The organism is Paenibacillus xanthanilyticus, from assembly GCF_042682185.1.
GTDB lineage: Bacteria > Bacillota > Bacilli > Paenibacillales > Paenibacillaceae > Paenibacillus_Z > Paenibacillus_Z xanthanilyticus.
Map to the genome: position 1 here is coordinate 2,421,577 of NZ_JBHUHA010000001.1, position 22,033 is coordinate 2,443,609.

The 22,033-nt window shown below is 60.6% G+C and carries 11 protein-coding genes; 2 read left to right on the top strand and 9 right to left on the bottom strand.

What is annotated here, in order from left to right:
• Positions 1-13: 13 nt before the first annotated feature.
• The 5 genes from ACFSKT_RS10285 to ACFSKT_RS10305 form a co-directional block, all read right to left on the bottom strand.
• The gene (locus ACFSKT_RS10285; RefSeq protein WP_377722645.1) at positions 14-2,359 is read right to left on the bottom strand and encodes a helix-turn-helix domain-containing protein; all 2,346 of its coding nucleotides are present in this window, start codon (positions 2,357-2,359) and stop codon (positions 14-16) included.
• A 286-nt stretch (positions 2,360-2,645) separates the two neighbouring features.
• Complete coding sequence (locus ACFSKT_RS10290; protein WP_377722646.1) at positions 2,646-3,527, bottom strand: carbohydrate ABC transporter permease; 882 nt, start codon at positions 3,525-3,527, stop codon at positions 2,646-2,648.
• Positions 3,528-3,537: 10 nt separating this feature from the next.
• Complete coding sequence (locus ACFSKT_RS10295; protein WP_377722647.1) at positions 3,538-4,461, bottom strand: ABC transporter permease; 924 nt, start codon at positions 4,459-4,461, stop codon at positions 3,538-3,540.
• Between the two features lie 103 nt (positions 4,462-4,564).
• Complete coding sequence (locus ACFSKT_RS10300) at positions 4,565-6,223, bottom strand: extracellular solute-binding protein (RefSeq protein WP_377722648.1); 1,659 nt, start codon at positions 6,221-6,223, stop codon at positions 4,565-4,567.
• A 591-nt stretch (positions 6,224-6,814) separates the two neighbouring features.
• On the bottom strand, positions 6,815-10,165 hold the full coding sequence (locus ACFSKT_RS10305) for a galactose-binding domain-containing protein (RefSeq protein ID WP_377722649.1): 3,351 nt from the start codon (positions 10,163-10,165) through the stop codon (positions 6,815-6,817).
• Between the two features lie 353 nt (positions 10,166-10,518).
• Here ACFSKT_RS10305 and ACFSKT_RS10310 point away from each other — a divergent pair, with 353 nt between their 5' ends.
• Complete coding sequence (locus ACFSKT_RS10310) at positions 10,519-11,151, top strand: DUF1796 family putative cysteine peptidase (RefSeq protein ID WP_377722650.1); 633 nt, start codon at positions 10,519-10,521, stop codon at positions 11,149-11,151.
• Positions 11,152-11,169: 18 nt separating this feature from the next.
• On the opposite strand, the gene ACFSKT_RS10315 is transcribed toward ACFSKT_RS10310, so the two are convergent.
• On the bottom strand, positions 11,170-11,802 hold the full coding sequence (locus ACFSKT_RS10315) for a LysE family translocator (RefSeq protein WP_377722651.1): 633 nt from the start codon (positions 11,800-11,802) through the stop codon (positions 11,170-11,172).
• 177 nt (positions 11,803-11,979) lie between these two features.
• On the opposite strand from ACFSKT_RS10315, the gene ACFSKT_RS10320 reads away from it, so the two are divergent.
• Complete coding sequence (locus ACFSKT_RS10320) at positions 11,980-12,543, top strand: DUF420 domain-containing protein (protein WP_377722652.1); 564 nt, start codon at positions 11,980-11,982, stop codon at positions 12,541-12,543.
• Between the two features lie 76 nt (positions 12,544-12,619).
• On the opposite strand, the gene ACFSKT_RS10325 is transcribed toward ACFSKT_RS10320, so the two are convergent.
• The 3 genes from ACFSKT_RS10325 to ACFSKT_RS10335 all read right to left on the bottom strand — a co-directional run bounded on the left by ACFSKT_RS10325 (position 12,620) and on the right by ACFSKT_RS10335 (position 22,016).
• Entirely contained in the window at positions 12,620-19,237 is a 6,618-nt protein-coding gene (locus ACFSKT_RS10325; protein WP_377722653.1) for an S-layer homology domain-containing protein, read from the bottom strand.
• 180 nt (positions 19,238-19,417) lie between these two features.
• Positions 19,418-20,992 (bottom strand): extracellular solute-binding protein, encoded by a 1,575-nt coding sequence (locus tag ACFSKT_RS10330; RefSeq protein WP_377722872.1) that lies wholly within the window; start codon positions 20,990-20,992, stop codon positions 19,418-19,420.
• 112 nt (positions 20,993-21,104) lie between these two features.
• On the bottom strand, positions 21,105-22,016 hold the full coding sequence (locus ACFSKT_RS10335; RefSeq protein WP_377722654.1) for a carbohydrate ABC transporter permease: 912 nt from the start codon (positions 22,014-22,016) through the stop codon (positions 21,105-21,107).
• Between the last annotated feature and the right edge of the window lie 17 nt (positions 22,017-22,033).

Below are 22,033 nucleotides of genomic sequence, written 5' to 3' on the forward strand. Positions count from 1 at the left end.
CAGATCTCCTTCCCTAGTAGATCTCCTTGTATTTGCCCGGCGTGACGCCCTCGTATTTTTTGAACACGCGGATGAACGTGGCGGCGTCGTTGTAGCCCACCATGCGCGAAATTTCCGTAATTGAATCCCGTTTGGCCCGGATCATCGCCTTCGCTTGGGCGATTCGGGTTTTGTGTATGTAATCGAGCAGCCCTTCGCCAGTCTGGTTCTTGAACAGCCGCGACAGGTAGCTGCCCTTCAAATCGAACGCGTCGCCGATGCCGTTCACATTCAGGTTCGCGTCCGTGTAGTTGTCCTCGATATAACGAGCCACCTGGGCGGTCAGGTCGCGCAGCGAATCGTCCCGCTCCTGCGACACGTTGGCGGCGCGCTTCGCCTCCGCGAAAGCGCATACATCTTGCAGCAGCGCTTGGAGCTCCACGCGCATCTCCTGGATCGTATCGCAGGCGAGAATCCGATCCATCCGCAGCGGATCGTCCGCCAGCGGGCCGCCGCCCGCTTCGCCCAGCTCGTTGACCGCCTTGACCATCGTGCCGACGAGATTGAACATTAGACAGCGCGCCAACGTCAGCGGCATGCGCGGCTGGTCGAAGTTGCGGCTCGTAATCTCGTCCATGTACGCGGCAGCCTGGCACCGGTCGCCAACCTTGATGAAATTGATCAGCTGCTGCTCGACCGCGAGCGGATAATAATAACCCGTCTGTCCGCCGCCGGCCGGGCTGATCCGGATGTCTTCGTATGCGATGATGCCCTGCTTGCCGAGCACCATCTTATACTCCATCGCGTCGACCGCCTCCCGATAAGCATCGGCAATGCCCGGCAGCGCCCCATGCACGCCGCTAAGCGAGATCGTCATCTCCATCTCGTACCGCCGCAGGAAGTTCTGCGCCTCGGCCGCGATGCTCCTTAGATCCGCGCCGGCATCGCGGGCATCCGGGTGAAGATTGACCAGGCAGACCATCATATCGTCCGCCTCCGCCATGTAGCCCGCATGGCCGTGTCGACCGGCCAGCTCCTCGACGACGTTGGCGATAATGAACGGAATGAGCCTTCTCCGCTCGCTCGCGTCAATGCCCGGCAGCTTCGCGTCCAGCTCCGCCTCGTTCTCGAGCACGAACAACAGGACGGCATATTCGTCGGACAGCATCGTCATGCGGAAAGAGCGGAACGCTTCCTCGTACGGCACGGGCGTATCCATCCGGCCTTTGAGCAGCCGGTTGATCATGTTCGAGCGCAGCGCGTGCTGATGCTTCTGCAGCTGGCTGGCGATCTCGTCCTTCTCGCTGCGGGCGCGAAGTATCGCGCGCTGAATCATCCGCAGCTCGTTGGCATCCTCCCGCTCCGGCGCGGCGCTCCGACCGCCGAGCAGGCGAATCAGCTCCTGGATCGGCGAGTAGTTGCGGCGCATGAAAAACCAGGTCAGGATGCCTGCTCCGATAACGCTGATCAGCATGCTGATATAGGTGAACCGGCGGACGTATTCCGCCTTCTCCCAATAGAGCCCGGCCGGCAAAATAAGCGCGTACTTCAAATCCGACACGTCCGATTCGATGGTGAACAGCTCGGACTCCCCCATCCGCGAGGAAGCGAGCTTGACCCGGTTTCCCTCCATGAACGGCGCAAGCTCTGGCGCGTCCGGACGGCTCTGGAGCAGGACGTTGTCGTCTTCGTTCAGAATGAGCAGGAGTCCGCCGCTGAAGCCGGAGATGCTCTCGATCCCGCCGAGGAATCTCGCCGCGTCGGCCATGACGACGACCGTCCCTGTCCCGCGTCCGCTCAGATCGTTCGGCAGGGTGGCAATATAAGCGATCGAGGACTGCGAGGGCTTCGCGTATAGATGAGGCAGCACGGCGAACCGGCTGCCGCCCCGCTGCCCGACCGCCTGCGACCACTGTTCGAAGGTCATCGCTCCCGTGTCGTGCACCGTGCGGAAGGCCGTCTTCATATCCCGAATGTTGCCCGGCCGCAGCACGGAAGCGCCTTCATTCCACACCACGTAAAATTCGTCGATCGTCGCGTACGACGTCTTGTAGAATCGCAGCGCCTTGGCGACCTCGTAAGCGCCGAACGGCATTTCCTTCGCCGGCATGTTCGTGTACATGAGCTGGCGCACCTTCTCGTTCCACAACATCTCCATGCTGAGCCGCTTCATCAGATCCACCTGGTTGTCGATCGTGTAACGCATCTGCTTGAGCAGCGAATCGTTGGCGCGGTGAATCTCGCTCTTGAGGGCGCCGCTCGCCTGTCCGTAGATGACGAGACTGATGAGAATCGGGACGAAGAGCACCGCGCTGTACGACAGCAGCCACGCGACGACGATGCTTTTGCGTTTGTGCCATAACGAACGAATTGTCGGCAAGCGCTCATCCCCCCGGTTGCAAAAAGTTGGACATCGATCATTTCGCGCAAGGAACGCCATTCGTCATTGGACGTCCGCCTGCCTTTGAGACCTTCATTATACCGGGTTATGTCCCGCTCCCGGAATAGCTAAAAGTCGCAAATCGATTGATCAAATCGCCACTTTATCCGAAAGCCGACTCCCTTTTTGCGAACGCGGAATGCCCGGGCGGGCCACTGGGGGTGTCCGATCGGGCTGAAGCTGGGTGTATGGGAAGCGACTATCACCTGAAGGCTTGCCATTCAATCTACCCTTTCAGCGACCCGACCATGACGCCCTTCACGAAGAAGCGCTGGACGAACGGGTAGATGCACAGGATCGGCACGGTGGCGACCATGATCGTCGCGTATTTGATCGTCTCGCCGATCTGGAACCGGTCGCTCGCCGACGCGCCGGCCGCCATGCTGTCGGTCGAGTTGGCGATGAGAATTTCGCGCAGCACGAGCTGCAGCGGGAACAGCTCCCGGCTCTTAATGAAGATCGACGCGTAGAACCAGCCGTTCCATTTGTCCACCGCATAATAGAGGATCATGACGGCGATGACCGGCATGGACAGCGGGATGATGATGCGGAACAGAATGGTGAAATGGTTCGCCCCGTCGATTTTGGCCGATTCCTCCAGACTATCCGGGATGCCCATGAACGCGGTGCGCATGATGATCAAGTTAAACGTGCTCACGGCGAACGGAATGATCGTCGACCAGAGCGAATCGAGCAGGCCGACGCCCTTCACGACGAGGTACAGCGGGATGAGGCCCCCGCCGAAGAACATCGTGAACACGATGAAAAACATGAAGACGTTGTTCCACATGACGTTCTTGCGGGACAGCACGTATGCGCCGAGCGACGTCATCAGGAGGTTGACGAGCACGCCGGCGACGACGATGAACAGCGTATTGCGGTAGCCATTGGCGATGCCCGGATTCGCGAGCACGCTCTTGTACGCCTCCAGGCTGAAGCCGAGCGGCTTCCAGAGGATGCCTTTGTTCACGACGAGCTGCCCGGCGTCGCTGAACGAGGCGAACAGCACGTAGAGCAGCGGATACAGCGTCGCCACGACGAGCAGCGTGAGAATCGCATAGATGACGACGTCGAAGACGCGATCGAAAAAACCGGTATGCGTATGCATCCTTTCCCCCCTACCATAGACTGGTTTTGCTCACCCGACGGCTGATGGCGTTCGCGGTGACGAGCAGCACGAGATTGATGACCGAGTTAAACAAACCGACCGCGGAGCTGTAGCTCCAGCCGAACTCCAGCAGCCCCTTGCGGTAGACGAAGGAGGAGATGACGTCGGCCGTTTCGTAGGTGATCGGGTTATAGAGCAGAATGATTTTCTCAAAGCCGACGTTGAGCAGGTTGCCCATTCGCAAAATGAGCATGATCGCGATCGTCGGCATGATGCCCGGCAGCGTGATGTAGATGATTTGCTTGAGCCGGCTCGCACCGTCCATCCGCGCGGCCTCGTACTGCTCTTGGTCGATGCTCATGAGCGCGGCGATGTAGATGATCGACTCCCAGCCGATCCGCTGCCAGATTTCCGACAGAATATAGATCGGGCGGAACAGCCCTGGCTTCTGCAGCATCGCCTGCCCGTCATAGCCGAGCCAGACGAAAATTCGGTTAATCAGGCCGTCGGCGTTCGTGAAATCCGTGATGATGCCGCAGATGACGACGAGCGAGATGAAGTAAGGCATGTAGGTGATCGTCTGCACGGTGCGCTTGAACGCCCGGTTACGCACCTCGTTAATAAGCAGCGCGAGAATGATCGGCGCCGGGAATTCGAACAGCAGCGAATACAGGCTGATAAGCAGCGTGTTCTTGAGAATGCGCCAGAAATAGTAGCTGTTGAAGAAGTCGGCGAAATGCTTCAGTCCGACCCAATCGCTGCCGAGGATGCCTTTCATCGGCGAATAGTTCTTGAATGCGATGACCGCCCCGTACATCGGCACGTAATGGAACACGATGTAATAGACGAGGACCGGCAGCATCATAAGATACAAATATTTGTTCAGCAGGAAATCCCGGACGAATCGGTGTTTGAACGTTTGTGGATTGGCCATGTCGTAGCGCTCACCTCTTTTCAAGTCGGAAGTCGGGGAGAACCGGCTAGCTGCCGATTCCGGGATGTTGTCTCGGCCGATTCGTCCCCCACGCTCCGCTAGCTTATCGGCTGTTGTACCGCTCGAGCGCCGCGGTCTGGATTTCGATGGCGCGCGCCAGGTTCAGCGACTTCATTTTGTCCAAGTAGCTCTCGTAGGCGTCGACCGGCTCGGTGCCAAGGATGATTTTGAGCGTCATCTCGTCCACGAGCGTATCGATGTCGTTCATGATGGCCGCGTACTCGGAGCTCTCCTCCGGCGTCGGCGTAATCGGCGGCAGCTGGTATTTCGCCGCATCCGTCTTCGCCCACACATTGATCGCGTCGCGCTGCGTCTGCAGGGCGAAGAACTGCTCGGCGTACCGTTTGTCCTGGATGAACGGGCCATTGTAGCTGCCGCGGGCGTACGTCGAGATCATTTGGGCCGGCGCGAGCTTCTCCGGATTCTTCAGGATCATGTCCGTGTACGTCGGATAGCCGTCCACCATGTTGTAGCTGACGCCCTCGGTGCCGAAGTTGAAGAACATCCGGCCTTCCTCGCTGTAGCCATAGTCCAGCAAGCGTACCGCAAGCTCAGGGTCCTTCGCCGACGACGTGATCGCGACGGTGCCTTCGGATGAATACGCCTGGTTGCGCTGGCCGAATTTCGGCGTCTCGCCTTTGTTCAGCACCGGATACGGCGCGGCGATGAGCACGGCCTTCGGATCGTTCGCCGCCACCAGCGGCTGCCACTTGCCGATGCCCGCGCCCGCATTGCCGATCGTCGCGCCGGTCGCGCCGGAGGCGATGTTGCCGTCGAGCGCCTTCGTATCGACCGTGGCCGCGTTCTTGTCGATGAGCCCTTCCTTGTACCAGCCTTGGAACAGGCGCAGATATTCCTTGAAGCCCGGCTCGGCCGGCCCGAATTTCACCTGGCCGTCCTCCTGGTAGAAGCCCCGGCTGACGCCGAACGCGCCGATGAACGCCCCGTTGCCGGACTCGTTGAAGAACCGCGGCTTGCTCGCGAAGGACAGCGGCGCGGCGGCGCCTTTCTTCTCCTTGAACGCCCGCAGCATCGTCGTCCAGTCGTCGATCGTCTCCGGCACCGGCAGCCCGAGCTCGTCGAGCCAGTCTTTGCGAAGAATCGGGCCCTGGAAGACGCGCAAATATTCGTCGCCCCGGATGAACGGGAAGGCGTAGTAGCTGCCGCTGTCGGTCTTGACCATTTTGTCGATGTCGGGATTGTCCTGCAGGAATTTCTTCAGGTTCGGCGCATGCTTGTCGATCAGGTCGTTCAGCTTGATAATGTAGCCGTCGCCGATCGCCTTCTCCGGTCCGCCCGGGAACGAGAGGAAGTTGAATTCGAGCATGTCCGGCAGGTCGCCCGAGGCGAGCAGCACGTTCAGCGCTTCCTTCGCCTGCCCGGTCGGCGGCGCGATGAAGCTCAGCTTCACGCCGGTCTTCTTCTGCCAATCCTGGAAGAACGGGACTTCGTCGTGCGTCGCCTTGAGGCCGATCAAGTTGGCGCTAATTTCGCTCCAATAGGTCAGCGTCTTGTCGGTCTGGATCGGGTACGTCGTCGCCTCGGGCGCCGCCTGATTATTGCCCGCGGATGCGTCGTTCGCTGGCTTGTTGGTCGTGTCGCTGCCGTTGGCGCCGCCATTATCGCCGCCGCCATTCGAGCACGCCGCGAGCAGCGATCCGGCCAACATGAGGATAACGCCGGTTCTCAGCACGTGTTTCATCTGTATTCAACCCTCTCCGATAAAGTCTGTCGTGAGCCCTGCCCCACGCCTTCAGACTACCCCGTCCGGCCGCGCTTCCGATATGCGCAAAAACGCCAATGCCATGTGGATTTCGCACGGCGGGGAGTGACGAAATCGACAATCGGGTTGATTGGGAGGCGGAAAGCGGGCCGAGCTGAGCGGTGCGACCGCGGAATAGTGACTCTCCAATCTAAAAATGCCGAGGCTAATTTCGCCCCGGCATTCTCGCGTTCCCCGTCCTCCTACTTCATGTGAACTTCCTCCTCCTGTTCTAATAGCTATGCGTGTATCGACGAACCATGTCCCGTCCGGTCCCCCTTCCCGTTTGCGATAGCCCAGCCCCAATAGTATGGAACGATATGGAATTTGTTTGGTATGGGCAAAACGCGCGTTGCGATTGACGGAAACGTATGCGAATCGACCAAAATGGAAACCGAATCGACGATTCGCTCAAAAAAGCGCATTGATCGGGGATATTTGACTTTCACCATCCTCTGGACCGGTCGCCACGGCGCATCACCAAAGCAAAAAAGACGTTCATAAGAACGCCCCTCTTGCTATTCCGATATGCTATTGGATCGTCAAGTTAAATCCGCTCTGAATGTAATACAGCGTCGGGTACGCGATATTGCGCGTCACCAGGTTCTTGAACGTGGCGGAGCCGTTGCCGGTATACGTGTAGATGGCCGCGCCTTTATGCGGGCCCGAGAACCGGGAGGTCGTCACGCCGTCAAGCCCGGTGCCATCGATCGTCAGATTGTTGAACACGATGTTCTCGAAGCCGCCGCCGTAGCCGAACTGCACGCCGTCGCGCTGCGTGTTGATCAGGTCGATGTTCGTGAACGTCACGTTCTTGATCGCGTCGTTGGACGCCTCCAGATCGATTGCGCCGCGCTCGCCATTGTAAAGGTCTTGGCTCGTGCCGCAGGCGATGATCGTCGTGTCGGAGAATGTGATGCCCGCGTTGTTCTGGAAGTGGTAGCCCGGGAATACGGTGTTCATCCGGATGCCGGACCCGCCTACGCAGTCGATAATATAGTTGTGGTCCGCCTTGTGGCCGCCGCCGCCGAAGAAGGCAATGCCGCCCGCGCGCCAATTGTTCTCGATCGTGTTGTAGGAGAACGTGTTGTCCACGCCGGCAGGCGCGCCGTTCGTGTTGCTGGTCCAGACGGCCAGCGCGTCGTCGCCGTTGTTGCGCAGGTTGCTGTTGCGGACCGTGGAGTTGCTCGTGCCTTGGGAGAAATTGACGCCGTCGGCCAGGTTGTTGCGAATCCGGCTGTTCTCGATGACGAGACCGGTCGCGTAGATCGCCGGCGTATGCGCGTAGTCCCCGACCCAGAAGCCGCATTCGAAATGCTCGACCCAGACGTCGCGAATGACCGAGTTCGTGCCGAAGTTATCCATGAAGCCTTTGTAGATCGCCTGCTGCCCGTAACGGGAACGCAGATTGGAGTTCATGTAGACATTGCTGAAGTCCAGCTTGCCGGTGACGCGCAGCGAGATGCCGCCGCCCGCCGCATTCGGATTCGTAAACTGGATGTTCGTATGCCAGATGCCCGCGCCGGTTACCGTCAGGTTGTTGATCTTGCTGCTGACGGAGCCGATCTCCCACATGCCGCCCAGGTGGAATGTACCCGCTGGGATATAGAGCGTCTTGCCGCCAGCGACCGCCGCGTTCACGGCTGCCTTGAAGGCCGGCAGATCGTCTTGGCCGTCGCCTGCGATGGCGCCGTGATCCGTCACGGACACCGCGCCGGTTGGTTTGGCAATCGCCGTCGGCACCGGCTCGATCTCGAGGAAGTCGACGCCGTATTCCAGGCTGTCCCCATTGTTCTTCTGGATGCGGATCGTGTCGCCCGGCTGTAGCGGCGCATCCATCTTCCAGTGCACTTCGTCGAAGCGGAACAGCGGACGGCCGGCGGATGGCGCGTCGCCCGGATGGTCGCTCGAGAAATACTGCCAGCTGTAGTAGGAAGACAGCGAGATCGTCTTCGCCTTCGCGCCGTTCACATAGACGTCCAGCGCGCCGGTGAGGCCCATGCCGTCCGCCGAATCCGGCAGCGTGAAGCGCATCGTCACGCCCGCTCCGCCTTGGCCGGGTCTAACCGTCCACTGCGCGTAGGAACCATTCGACGGCAGCGCGATGTAGCGCTGGCCGGATGCCTCGGAAGCGGTCTGCGACTGGTCGAACGTCGGCGCGGACTTCAGGACGGCTGCCCCGCCGCGCGTGGCGTCGTCGGTATCGTAGCGGAAATACGGCATGCTCGCGCCGCGCGCGGAGTAGACGGTGAGCGTGGAATTGCTCGTATTGTTCGCTTGCTTCGCCGCGATCTCATTGGCGTCGACGGCGACGGTCGTCGTCACCGCATAGCTGCCGTTCGCCGCCGTCCACGTGCCCGGAATGGCGACGTTGACCGATGCGCCGGCTGCGAGCGCGCCGCTATACGAGCCCGTAAGCGTCTGGAGCGTCGTGCCGGCGCCGTTCTTGAGCACGATCGTAATGCCGTGCGCGCCGCTAGCCGCCGCGACCGTGCCTTCGTTCTTCAGGTTGACGTTGAAGGCAACCGCGTTGCCCGCCACCGGCGTCGATGGCGACCAGGAAGCCGTCGCGACCAGATCGGAGCTCGGCGTCGCGCCGACGACGAGCGAGGAGGCGTTCGTCAAGCTGTTGTTCGTCTCGTTCTGCTCGATGATGGCGTTCGTCTCATCCACCTTCGCGCTGACGGAATAGGTGCCGGCCGGCTTGGCGCCGATGTTCGCCGTTACCGTCGTCGAAGCGCCGGCCGCAAGCGCGCCGACCTGCGCCGAACCCGCGAGCGAATTATTCAGGTAGAAGTTCACCGTCGTCGCCGGCGCATTGGCGGAGCCGTTGTTCTTCACCGCCGCGCTCAGCGTAATCGCGCTGCTCTCGGACGGGGATGCCGGCGCCCAAGTCACGCTCGTAACCGTCAGATCCGGATTAGCCGCAGCCGTGCCATATACCTGGAACTCGGCGACTTGACCGGCCGGCGCGCCCGTGTTGCCGGTGAAATTCAGCTGCAAGCGCTTGACCGTCGCCGTCACCGGAATCGTGACCGTGTTGCCGGTCGCCGGATTGAACGCGTAGGCTTGGGACGCCACGAGGCTGCTAAACGTCGTCGTGTCCTGATTGTGGCCGAGCACCTGGATCGTCTGGCTGCGCGATCCCCAGACCGGATCCGGGTTCAGCTTCAGCACGATCGACGAGATGCTGTGGTTCGCGCCGAGGTCGAGCGTCAGCTGGCTCGGATTGCCCGCGCCTTCCCAATACGTGGACGTGCTGTTATCATTGGCGTTCGCCGCGACGAACGCCCCCGTGCTGCCGGATGCCGAGATCGCTTTGCCGACCGCGACGTTCGTGCCCTGCGGCGGGTCGACGGGCGGCGTTGTACCGCCGGCGCCGTAGATTTCGAATTCGGACAGCTGCGCCGCCGGCCACGCCGTATTCGCCGTGAAATGCAGGCGCACATAGCGCGTGCTGACCGCGGAGAAGTTGATCGTCACCGAATTGCCGGCGACGGCCGGGTTAAAGACATAGCTCGCCGAACCGACGATATTGGCGAATGTAGAGCCGTTCGAGCTGCCTTGAACGGCCAGCGTCTGCGTCCGCGTCTCCCAGCCGGCCGGCAGCTTCAGCACCACCTGATCGATGCTGGCCGATGCGCCGAGATCGACCTGAACCCACTGCGGGAAGGCGTTGTTGACGCTCTCCCAGTACGTGCCTTGGTTGCCGTCCTTGACATTGTTTGCATTGTAGACGTCCGCGTAGCCGCTCGCCGTCACGGTTTTGCCGAGGGCGAGATTCGTCCCGCCCGCCGCCAGCGACGTCGTCGGCTGCAGCAGCGGGAACACTTGGCTGATGATCATGGCGAAGAGGCACAGCCACAAGCTTTTTTTCTTCATTATTCGGGTCTCCTTTAATTGTCGTATTCAAGCGTCGGTCTGACCGTCGGGCCGATGTCGAAATCAGCTCCTTTCATTGCATGTAAGCGCTGTCTAATTACAATGTTAATTGTATCAGTTCGCCTCATGGCGAAGAATGTGCGTTATTACGATCAGCAGGTGGAATCTTATGCGTCTTCCGATATAGGAAATGAGAAAAGACCGCTCGCGGGGAGCGGTCTTTCCGTATGTAAGGCGTTATCGTTTGCCTGACGTCACTCGCCCCTCTTCTCCCGCTCCCCGTCTCCCGCCTGTCTCCTAATCTACGATTCTCGCATTATATATAGGATACGAATGCTGAAGGAGGGTGCGGCATGCTGACGCTGGAACAGATACGGGGCGTATACGACGCCATCTATAGTCTGGGGCACAACTGCCTGCCGGGGGTGCAAATGACGCGCAGCGGGCTGCGGCGGAACGCCGGGCCGATCGATTGGATGGGATCGCCGGCGCTGTCGGGCGTCACCAGGGCGCTTCACGACCGGTTCGCGCATTTTATGAAGCTGTCCAACTTAAGCGTGGTCGGCATCGATCCGAACGCCGGCTGTTATCTGGTGAAGGACCTCGCCTACGGTATCGTGTCCAACCACGATTTTCCCGTCGGGACGGGAACGGCCGATCCGCTGCTGCCTTACCCGGCGTTCAGCGCCAAGATGAAACGCCGGACCGATCGGATGCTGGACGACATGCAGACCAAGGACCGGTTACTCTTCATTCGCGCGGAAGGCACGTATCCGGAGCTGTTCGAGCTGTCGCTCACGCTGCAGGCGATGGTGCGCGGCGAATTCCGCATTCTCTTCGTGCAGCATGGCCCCGTCTCCGCCGTCACGCCGATGGGCTGGCACATCCCGCATGTATGCGCGCTGCAGATTCCGCTGTGCGCGGACCCTTTTCACGATAACGATTCGCACTGGAGGGCGCTGCTAGCCGGCATCACCCATCGGTGAACGCGACCACCGCGGCCGTTATTGCGGCGCCTTCGTCCGCAGCAGGTTCAAGCCAAGCCCGATGAACATCACGCCGGTCACTTTGTTCATGATCCCGACGGCGCGGGGGCTGCCCTTCAGCCAGCCACTCATGTACGAGGAGCCGTATGCGACGACGAGGCACCATAGCAGGCCGGTCGTGCAGAACGTCAGTCCGAGCAGCAGGAATGGCACCGGTCCGGAAGCGCCGGGCGCGAGGAATTGCGGCAGGAACGCCAGGAAGAACAGCGATACCTTCGGATTCATGAGGCTCGTCAGGATGCCCTGCATGAAGACGCCTCGAACACTGCCAGGCCGTCCGCCTTCCTCGATCGACGCCGGGGACGACCGGTCCAGGAACATGCGGATGCCCAGATAGACGAGATAGACGACGCCCGCGAGCTTGATCACGTTGAACGCCAGCATCGATTTCATCAAAATGACCGACAAGCCGCATGCGACGAACAGCGTATGAATCAGCGCGCCGCTAACGATGCCGAACACGGAATAGACGCCGGCCTTACGGCCTTGGGTGACGCTGCGGCCCAGCACGTACATCGTATCCGCGCCGGGAATAAGATTGAGCAGCATACACGAGATGAGGAACACTTCGTAATTCATAATGCCGAACATGAGGCACGCTCCCTTCCGAATGGTGGATTGTGAGCCATCATAGCCGGGCGGTCCGCTTTTTGTCAATCTCGTGACGCCACAAATCTGTTAGATCTCCCTGCCCGATCCGGTTGCGGGGCAGGGGCGCGATCGACTACTGTAGAGGGGTAGGACAAACTTCGAAAAGGAGCACCGCCCATGTCTTCGAAAAAGTCATCGCATCCGGACGTCCCGGCCGGCCGGACGCGCAATTACGCCCCGCTCATCGTCGCGCTGTCGATCGGCATCAACGTGCTGGTCGCGATTCTATTCTTCCTGCCGGGTTACGACGGAGAGGTCGGCTTCGATATCTACCTGCTGCCGATGCTGAACGCGATCTTCAACAGCTTCACGTTCGTCTTCCTGCTCGCGGCGCTGTATTCCATTATGAAGAAAAACGTCAAGCTGCATAAACGGTTCATCTTCGCCGCCTTCACGTCGACCACGCTGTTCCTCATCTCGTACGTCACCTACCATGGACTATCGGAGTCGACGTCGTACGGCGGAACAGGCATTCTGCGGGGCGTCTACTTCTTCATCCTGATCACGCATATCCTGCTGGCGATCGTCATCGTGCCGCTCGCGCTCGTGTCGACGGCGCGCGGCCTCAACATGCAGGTGGAGAAGCACCGCCGGATCGTCCGCTGGACGATGCCGCTCTGGCTGTACGTCTCGCTGACCGGCGTCATCGTGTATCTGATGATCTCGCCTTATTACGGATAAATGCCAGTCGTTGGACAAAAAAGAGGTCGTGGTTAGCCGCTCCCGCGGTAGACCACGACCTCTTTCCTCTTCGATCCTAACGTGCGTTCAACAATCCCGATGCGACCAGCAGCCGATTCAGCACGGCCGCCGCTTCTCCGCGCGATACGACTCCGGCCGGCTCGAACCTCCCTGCCGCCGTACCTTTCATCAATTTCGCCGCGGTCGCCTGGGCCACGGCCTCCGCCGCCCAGGCATGAATAGCCGCGGCATCGGCGTAGCGAATCTCCGTGGAAGACGGCTTGGATCCGGTCGCGAAAGCCAGCGCTTGGACGGCCATGACGGCCATCTGTTCGCGCGAGAGCCGGTCGTCCGGACCAAAGCGGCCGTCCGCGTAGCCTTTCATGAACCCCGCTCCGACCGCCATCCCAACCGGCTCCTCGTACCAACTGCCGGACGCAACGTCCGGGAAGGACAGCGGCTTGCCGTTAGCGCGAAGTCCCAGCGCGCGCGCCAGCATCGCCGCGAACTCGGCCCGCGTAACAGCGCGGACGGGGTCGAACGTCTCTGCGGATACGCCGCTTAGAATGCCCTTGCCGGCCAGCAGCACGATGTCGCGCTCCGCCCAATGACCAGCCGTATCCGTGAACGCGCGGGCTAGCTTCGCAGCGGTGTACACGCTGTTGCCCGTGCTTCGGATCGTGACGACCGTCGCGCCGTCCGCGAAGGCAAAGGTTGCCGGCACGAACCGGAAGCTGCCGCTTGCCGAATCATACATCAATACGGTGGTTTGCGTGTGGTCCAATTTGCCTTCGATCGTAAGCGTACGCTCGACGTACTTGCCGCCGTAGCTTGCGACTTCGATCGTTCGTCCGCCAGCTTGAATCGTCACGCCGAACTCGGTCGGCTTGCCGACGGGCTCAATGCCCTGCTTCGCCGCATCGCTCTGAAGCTTGGCTGCTCGATCGGACGCAGCGGCTTGGATCGTGAACTGCATGACTGCCTCCTCCACATTCGCGATCCCATGTTCCCGCAGCACCTGCTCTACTAGGCTGAGCGGGAAGCGATAGGTGGCGTCGGAGGCCGCCATGACGAGCATGGCTGCCGGTTCGGCTTGCGCGGCATGCTGCAGCGCCTTCACGCCGAATGCTGCCGTGCCGCCGGTAGACGGAGAATCCACGCGGAAACGTATGGATTGTTCCCCTGCGTTGACCGCGCGTTCCAACGCTTGATCGTTCGCCTTGCGGTCGGCCGAGGCGGTAATTCCGTCTCGGTCGGACGTTCCCGGACCGAAGACAGTACCCTGTCCATTGCCATTGCCGTTGTCATTGCCGTTGCCGTTATCCGCCGGAACGGAAGTCACGCGCAGCGTAAATTGGCGAATGTGCGAGTCATGGGCTGCTTTAAATTCCGTTACGCCCGGCTTGAGGGCTTTCAACCGTCCGTTCGCATGCACCGCGACGGTATCGTCGGCCATCGTAATTTGCGCGTCTGCCGTCACCTCGGTCCCATCGGCGGCGAAGACGCGCAGCGATGCATCCTGACCCGCCGTAAGCTCGAAAGGTCCCGCCCCCGCTTCGCCCAACCGGATGCCGAACGGCTTCCGAAGACTGGCGAGTCCTTCATTGCGCTCCGTGAACTCGAACTGCGGATTGACGTCGTTCACGACGGCTATCCGCTCCCCGCGCACGATTACGTTATCGGCCGTGATCGATCCTTTCACGTTCGGGGTGACATCGATGCCATTGGTGCCGACGCCGTCCAGCACGATATTCTCCAGCACCACGCCGTTCATCGCGAAATCACCATGGACGATGAGCCCCGCATACGTGCTGTCGATGGCCGTGTTGTCGCGGACGCGAATATCTGCGTTCATGTCCTTGTCGCTTGCGAACAGCCAGATCGCGCCGAGGTTCACCCCGTAGCCGTTGTCCTTGCTGCCGGTGCGGATGAGCGTATTGCGCTCGACGATCGTCGTGCCGCTGAACGGCACCGGATTGAACCGGGTCGACACCGCCAAGCCCGCGCCGTTCACGATCGTGTCCTTGGCAATATTATCGGTCATCTTGTTGTCCTTCCCGCCGAAGATGACCAGATTATCCGCCAGCCATGGGAGCGAGACGGTATTGAACCGGGCCGTATTATTCGTGCTGGCCAGACCGCCGGTCGACCACATCGCGATGCCGTCGTCGCCCGGATAACGGATATCGCTTTGTTCGAGCATGCTGTTGCTCGTGCCCACGCAGAAGTTGATGCCGTCGGCCATCAGATTCCGCATCCGCAGGCCGACCATGTGCAGACCGTCCGTGATCCCTTCGCTGCCTTTCATGCGGGTCAGCCACAGCCCTGTCTTCGCATGCTCGATCCATACGTGCTGGATGAGCGAGCCGGGACCGAATTCGCCCTCGAAGCCGTGCGTGCTCGCCTCGTCGTCGCGGACGTTCAGGTCGCCGTCGACAAGCAGGTCGTACACCTCGATGCGTCCGCCGCGTCCGGCGAATTTGGCGCCGAGCAGCATCGTATGCCACATGCCCGAACCCCGGATGACGATATCGCTCAGATCGAGAAGACCCTCGCGCAATTCGAAGACGCCAGCCGGGAACCAGACGCCCTTGCCTGCTTCCTTAGCGGCCGCCATGGCAGCCTTGAACGCAGTCGTGTCGTCGACGCCGTCGCTGGCGATCGCGCCGAATTCGGCGACGTCTAGGAAACCCTGCGGCATGCTCCGCGGACCTTCAACTTGCTCCATATCCGCCAAGTCGATGACGTAATAATCGGCCGCGCTGTCCGCATCCTTCTCCAGCCGGATCGTGGCGCCTTGCGGCACGTCGCCGATGAGCGCGTGCATCTCATCGAAGAAACGGTGCGCGCTGCCCTGCTTCGGATCATTCGACCATGGATAGCTGCCGTATTCCCAGGCATGCTTGGAGGTCAAATGCAGCTTCTGGCGGAATTGTCCGTTGACATAAAGTCCTAGCGTCGCCTCGATGCCGCTGCCGTCCGCGCTGTCGGGCATGGCGTACCGGAGGACGATCGCGTTCGCCGGCTTGGCGAGCGTGAACTCCACGTATTCGCCCGTTGCATCCAGCTGCACCGCCTGACGGCCGGAAGCTTCGGAAGCCATCTCGCGATAGACGCGCGACGGCCCGATCCGCGTCGCGTTCGTGGCGGCATGCTCGGCCTCATAAGAGACGTACGGCAAGGTCGCTCCCCGGTAGGCTTTGTTGACGCTGCCGCGCACGGTCAAAGCGTCCAGCGCGAAGGTACCGCCCGCCATGCCAGCCTTGCGCACGGTGACCGTGTTGATGCCGGCGCGCAGATCAAGCTTCAACGCCGCGTTCCTCCAACTGTCGGCCCTCGAAATCGTCAGCGTGCCGGCCGGCTCCCCGTTGATCGCGATGCGAAGCTCGGACGAGGCGTCCGCGAGATACCGAATAGAAGCCTGATACGCGCCGGCTTCGCCCGCGTTGACGCTGAAGCGCACCAAATCCGACTCGCTTGCCATGCCGCCGATATAACCGGTTCCGGAAAAACCTTTCGCTTCCGAAACGACCGCGAGCGTGCCGCTGTGGAACGCCTCCTCGGCTTCGTAGACAGGATCACCGACTACCGGCGTCAGTTCCCATGCAGCGCCCGAGGTTAGACCAGCCTCACCATACGCCAACCCGGAGTCTCCGATAAATAGCGCCCCGGACTGCTTGGCATTCGCGATGATGAAACGCCCCAAGCGCTCCTCGAGCAGCCACTGCTCGGCATCCGTCGGATGCCCCCCGTCCTTGAGCACCAGATTCAGCGAGAGCAGCTTGCCGGACATCCGGTTGCGGATCAGCTTCCGGCCGTTATAATCTTGCAGCAGCCATTGCGCGGAAGCGGCCCCGGCGGCATTCCCGTTCAGCAAGGCGGCGCTGCCGTTCTCCTCCTTGAGCGTCTTGCCTCCCAATGTGAGGAAGACGTCGTTCGTATCGCTGAAGACCGGCGTGCCGGTCGCTTCGTTGCGTGCCTCGCCCATCTCCGGCTTCGTGAATTCCTCCGGCGCGGCTTCGAACGACCACTGCAGCGTGCCGAACGAGGACGGATACAAGCCCCGCTCCGCATAGCCGGCCCCTCCCTGCACATGGATGTACTCGTCGTCGAAGCCGGCGGCCGTGCTGCGAATGAGATAGCTCGCGCCCTGCTCCTCGATGGACCATAGCCCAGCCGCTTCGCCGCCAGGCGCAAGTTCCCGGCCGGCGATATACGCGTAGTCGCCGCTGACCGTCATGTAATGCCCGGTCGCGCGGTTGCGGATGCGGCTGATTCCATTCTCCGTCTCCAGCTGCCAATGGGCGTAGCCGTTGTCTTCGCCGACTTCGCCGTACAGCACGATCCCGCCGCGGTTCTCGTATAGGTACTGTCCGTTCGCCGCGTTCTTGATGCGGACCGGCGCCGAGGGCAGCGGCGTCTTCGGCGGCGTGACGCGCTCGACCGCGAATTGCCCCTCGTCGGTGTCCGCCGCCAGCTTGCTGACCTTCGTATAGCCCGCGTCCTCGCCGCTCGTCGTATAGACGAAGTGGCCGGCCCACGCGCTCTTAATATTGATATAGCCGTCATTCGCGCTGCTTAGCATATACCATTTGGCGCTGCCCCACTGCGGATAGATCGTCTCCGCCACGAGCTTGAAAGCCGGCGCTTCCTGCTCGACGGCGCCGCCGACGCCTTCCATCGAGAGGTAGTGCCCGGTGCGCAAATTCTTCAATCGGACGGAACCGACGCCATCTCCGGCATCTTCCGGGAACCAGATGGAAGACGTGTCGGATACCGGCGCCGCAGCCGATTTTACCTTGCCCAGATCGTCGCCCGCTTCGGTCGCTTCGACCAAATATTGGCCCGTCGCCTTGCCCTTCAGCCGGATATAGTCCGGGGCTTCCTTCGGAACAGGAAGGAACCGCCAGCGCGGACTGCCCCAATTCGGATTGATAATGCCGTACTCCGCGAACTTCATTACATTCTGCACATGCAAATATTTCTTCCGGCCTTCCTGATTATTGGCATCCAGCACGCTGTGGATAAGCCTGGAGCCACCGCCAGTATCCTCGATGACCCACACGGCCGATTTCCACTCGTCCTCCACGTCGGTAACGCCGATATGGCCGTCGATTACACGCTGCAGATTGATGTAGTGGTTCGTCTCGCGGTTCTTGATGCGTTTGCGGCCCTGGAACACCTCGATGAGCCACTGGTCTCGCTGGTCGCCGCTCCGCGCATTGCCGTATTTGAGCAGCCCGTTCGCATCCTCGTACAGCACCATGGACTGCCACTCGTTCATGATGCGCACGTATTGCGGAGAGCCGTCGTTGCTCGCCGCCGGATCGCCAAGCAGCCATTGCGCGGCATTCGTGTTCGGATCGATCGCGCCCGCCTCCGCCGAGCCGGCGGCCGCTTCCATGTTCAGGTATGCGCCCGCTAGCGCGGCGCTCTGGAACGTCTTGTAGTCGTCATAGATGGCGGAAGACGCCATCGACCACTGATACGAAGCGTCCACGGCCTCGATCGGCCCGGCCTGCAGCGGACCAGCCGATGCGCCGACGCGTATGTAATGACCGGTCGCGAGATTGCGAATGAGCTTCTTGCCGTCGTAGTCCTCCAGCATCCATCGATAAGCATAGCTGCCGCGATTGTCGCCCGTGATCGGCCCATACTTGACGATCCCGCCATCCTCGTAGAGATAGACGGCCGCTGCCGGGTTGTCCGTATAGTTGGAGATCCACACCGGCTCCACATCCGCAGCCAGCTCCATTCGCCATTGCGCGCTGCCCCATGCCGGCTGTGCCCAATCATTCGCCCGCACGTTCGTATCATCCGGGAACTGCGTGTTCAGCACGTAAGTCGGCGCGCCGGCATTGGCGAACGTCACGAACCCTTCCGCGGACGCCTCGCCCGTGATCCATTCGCTCTTGATGCCGTCCATCGCCCCTGCCGCCAATGGCATCCAGCCTTCGGCGCCCTGCGTGATGTAATGGCCGGTCGCCCGGTTGCGCAGGCGTACGTTGGAGACGTCCTGCCCCGGTTGGACCTGCTCGATGAACCAATGGGTCGCCGTATCCGTCATGCCGCGATCGCCGCCGAATTTGACCATCCCATCCTTATCCTCGAAAAGATATTGGCCGGCTTTGTATTGATTGACGATACGCACAGGTTCGCCTGCCGGGTCGACCGGCTCCAGCATCCACTGCGGGCTCTCGAAAGTAATGTTGATATCGCCGCTTACTTCGGCGAAGCCGAGCTGATCCTCCTGATGGATGACCAGATTCCCCGCCGGATTGACCGCGCTCTTGATAATGACGTAGCCCGGCCGGCTGGCGGCCTCGATCAGCCATCGATCCTCCGTCCGATCGTCCGCCGCGGCCTTGCTGTAGAGCGGATCGCGGCGCTGCGGCGTCTGCGCCATCGTGATGTAATGGCCGGTCGCCCGGTTCTTGATCCGCTTGACGCCGTCCGCTTCCTCGATCTTCCAGTGCGAGGTCTGATCGCCCATGGACGTCAGCCCGTACCGGACGACTCCATCCGATCCTTCGTACAAATAATTGCTCTTCCACTTGTTCTTGATTCTGACGTAAGAGACCGCCCCGTTGTCTCCTTCGCCTGCCGCCCCGCTATCCGCCGCATATGCCGGATACGTCATGAACAGCATCAGTAACGCCAGGATGGCCGAAACCATCCGCTTGCCGCTCGCCATTCCTATTCCTCCTCGGTCGTATTCGTGCATGGCCTACATGTTCCATCATAAAGTGTAAGGGCTTACAGCAAGAGTTCTCCTATTCGGATTATGAGGTGTTTTATTATGATGTTGCGCATGCGAATGCCCGGCGGCACTCGGCCGCCGGGCATTCGGTCGCACGCTAAGGGCATGCCGCCTTTATTTAACGCTCATATAGCGCTCGTACGCATCTTCGTAAATCTTGATCAGCTTCGCAAGTCCCATCTCTTCGAGCTTCTTCACGTAAGCGTCCCAATTCTCGTCGATGCCGCCCTTCGTGATCCATTCGGCGCGGGTGCTCGCGATATAACCGTCGATATCGGTCGTCAGCGTCGGCAGCTCCTGATACTCCTCCGCCGTATACATGACGCTCGGGAACGGCTCGGTGACATGCGCCTTGCCTAGCTCATCAAGCTGCAGCTTCAAGCCGTCGCCGGTCGTCGGATCCAGCTTGATGTTCTTCTCGAAGTCCGGACTGACGTATTTCGGCCCGAAGTCCCGGAACGAATTATCCCAATACCAGGCGTCCGCGCTGGTGCCCTCCGGCGCCTTCATGAGGGAATACGTGCCGTCCGCCCCCTTCTCGATGGAGGTGCCGATCGCGCCCCAGAAATTCTGAATGCTCGCCTCGTTCGTGTAGAACTGGTCGGCCCAGCGTGCGGCGACCTCCGGATATTTGCTCGAGCTCGTAATGAGCAGCTGATTGCGTCTGAAGCTAAGACCGCTCGGATCGCCTTCCTGATAGCGCTTTCCGTCCGGGCCGGCGATCGGCGCGATCGTCTCGTACTGATCGCTCCACTTGCCGAAGACCGCGTCCGGCGTCCACTGATACGTGAAGCCGATTAGCGGGACGTCGGGATTTTGCCGCTTGGCCGTCAGCATCGTATTGTCCTGCGTGAACGATTCCTTGTCGATCAAGCCTTCCTCGTACAGCTTGCGCGCCCACTTGAGCGATTCCTTATACGCCTCGGACGTCGGGTAATAAACCGTCTTGCCGTCCTGGATCATCATATGGTTCGCCCGCAGATCGGTAATGCCGAACGGCGTAAGCAGGAACAGATCCAGATCGCCCGCGCTGCTTGTCGGAATTTCGTCCGCTTGGCCGTTGCCGTTCGGGTCCTTCTCCTTGAACGCCTTCAGCACCTGGTACAGCTCTTCGATCGTCGTCGGCGCTTGCAATCCCAGTTTGTCCAGCCACGCTTTGTTGATGACCGGCTGGTTCTGGGACACCGGCCTGGACGGCAGCCGCGCCGGCAGCGAGTAGATTTTCCCGTCGGGGAACGTGCTGATCTTCTTTAGCTCCGGCGATTGTTCCATTGCGGCCTTCAGGTTCGGCATATGCTTGTCGATCAAGTCGTCCAACGCCAGGAAAGAGCCCGCATTATTGACGATATCCGAATCCCCGTAGGCGATATCGCCCAGAATGACGTCCGGCAGCTTGCCGCTGGCCAGCATGACCGACTTCTGGTCGTTCCAATCGTTAGAGGACATGACCTGCCAATTGATTTTGACGTTCGAGTTCTTCTCCAGCTCCTGCAGCCAAGTATTCTTGACGAAGCTGTCCCCCATATTCCCCCAGCGGACCGTCAGCACGTTGAGCGTGACCTGCTCTTTGACGATCGGCAGCCCTTCGGGATTGAAATTCCCGCCCTCGCCGACGGCGGCCGTGCCGGCGTTATTCGTATTATCCCCGCTGCAGCCTGCCAGTACGGACGTGCCGAGCGTGGTGGCCATCGCGAGGACGATGAGCCTCCTGCGTACCGTCTTTCTCGATCTAATCTCCATGTCCAATCCCCCTGAACGTTCATAGTGAATGATTCGTTGCTCTATCATGCGGTTCGCTGCGCTAGGACTTCACGGCACCGATCATCACCCCCTGATTGAAGTACTTCTGCACGAGCGGGTAGAAGCACATAATCGGAATGGTCGACACCACGATGACCGAATACCGGAGCATATTGGCCAGACGCATCGCGATTTGGGCGGCCTCGCCGGTCCCCATGCCGGACTGCATCTGGTTCGTGATCAGAATATCCCGCAGGACGAGCTGCAGCGGATATAGATTTTTATTTTGCAAATAGATGAGCGCGTTAAAGTACGAATTCCAGTGGCCGACCGCGATCCACAGCGCCAGCACGGCGATGACCGCCTTCGACAGCGGCAGGACGACCCCCACATAGTAACGAAGGTTGCCGCATCCGTCAATTTGCGCCGCTTCCCACAGATCCCCCGGGATGCTCGTCTGGAAGAACGTCCGGGCGACGATAATATCGAACACCCCGACGGCGAACGGCAGCACCATGACCAGGAACGTGTCGTACAGATGAAAGTCGCGAATCGTCAGGAACGTGGGGATCAGCCCTCCGTTGAAAAACATCGTGAAGATAAAAAACAGCGTCAACGCCTTTCGGCCGAACAGGTCCTTCCGCGACAGCGCGTAAGCGGCCGATAGATTGACCGCCAGCCCGATCGCCGTGCCGACGACGGTATACAGAATCGTGTTCCGGTAGCCGATCCAAATGTTGGCGTGCTTCAGCAGTTCCAGATAGCCGTCGAACGTAAAGCCCTTCGGGTAGAGCCACACCTGCCCATTGCCGACTGCGGCCGGGTCGCTGAACGACGCGATGACGATGAAATAAATGGGATACAACACGACGATCAGCGTGACCGCCGCCCATGCATACAGCAAGACCTCCGTCATCTTATCGGACGAGCGTCCGGCGCTCTTGGGCCAGGCTTGCTTTGCCGTTGCTGCCATATTCCCTCCCTCCTCCA

Coding starts and splice junctions, on each gene's coding strand:
- ACFSKT_RS10290 (WP_377722646.1), bottom strand. CDS start 3,527: ATGCATACGCATACCGGTTTTTTCGATCGCGTCTTCGACGTCGTCATC.
- ACFSKT_RS10295 (WP_377722647.1), bottom strand. CDS start 4,461: ATGGCCAATCCACAAACGTTCAAACACCGATTCGTCCGGGATTTCCTG.
- ACFSKT_RS10300 (WP_377722648.1), bottom strand. CDS start 6,223: ATGAAACACGTGCTGAGAACCGGCGTTATCCTCATGTTGGCCGGATCG.
- ACFSKT_RS10305 (WP_377722649.1), bottom strand. CDS start 10,165: ATGAAGAAAAAAAGCTTGTGGCTGTGCCTCTTCGCCATGATCATCAGC.
- ACFSKT_RS10310 (WP_377722650.1), top strand. CDS start 10,519: ATGCTGACGCTGGAACAGATACGGGGCGTATACGACGCCATCTATAGT.
- ACFSKT_RS10315 (WP_377722651.1), bottom strand. CDS start 11,802: ATGTTCGGCATTATGAATTACGAAGTGTTCCTCATCTCGTGTATGCTG.
- ACFSKT_RS10320 (WP_377722652.1), top strand. CDS start 11,980: ATGTCTTCGAAAAAGTCATCGCATCCGGACGTCCCGGCCGGCCGGACG.
- ACFSKT_RS10325 (WP_377722653.1), bottom strand. CDS start 19,237: ATGGCGAGCGGCAAGCGGATGGTTTCGGCCATCCTGGCGTTACTGATG.
- ACFSKT_RS10330 (WP_377722872.1), bottom strand. CDS start 20,992: ATGGCCACCACGCTCGGCACGTCCGTACTGGCAGGCTGCAGCGGGGAT.
- ACFSKT_RS10335 (WP_377722654.1), bottom strand. CDS start 22,016: ATGGCAGCAACGGCAAAGCAAGCCTGGCCCAAGAGCGCCGGACGCTCG.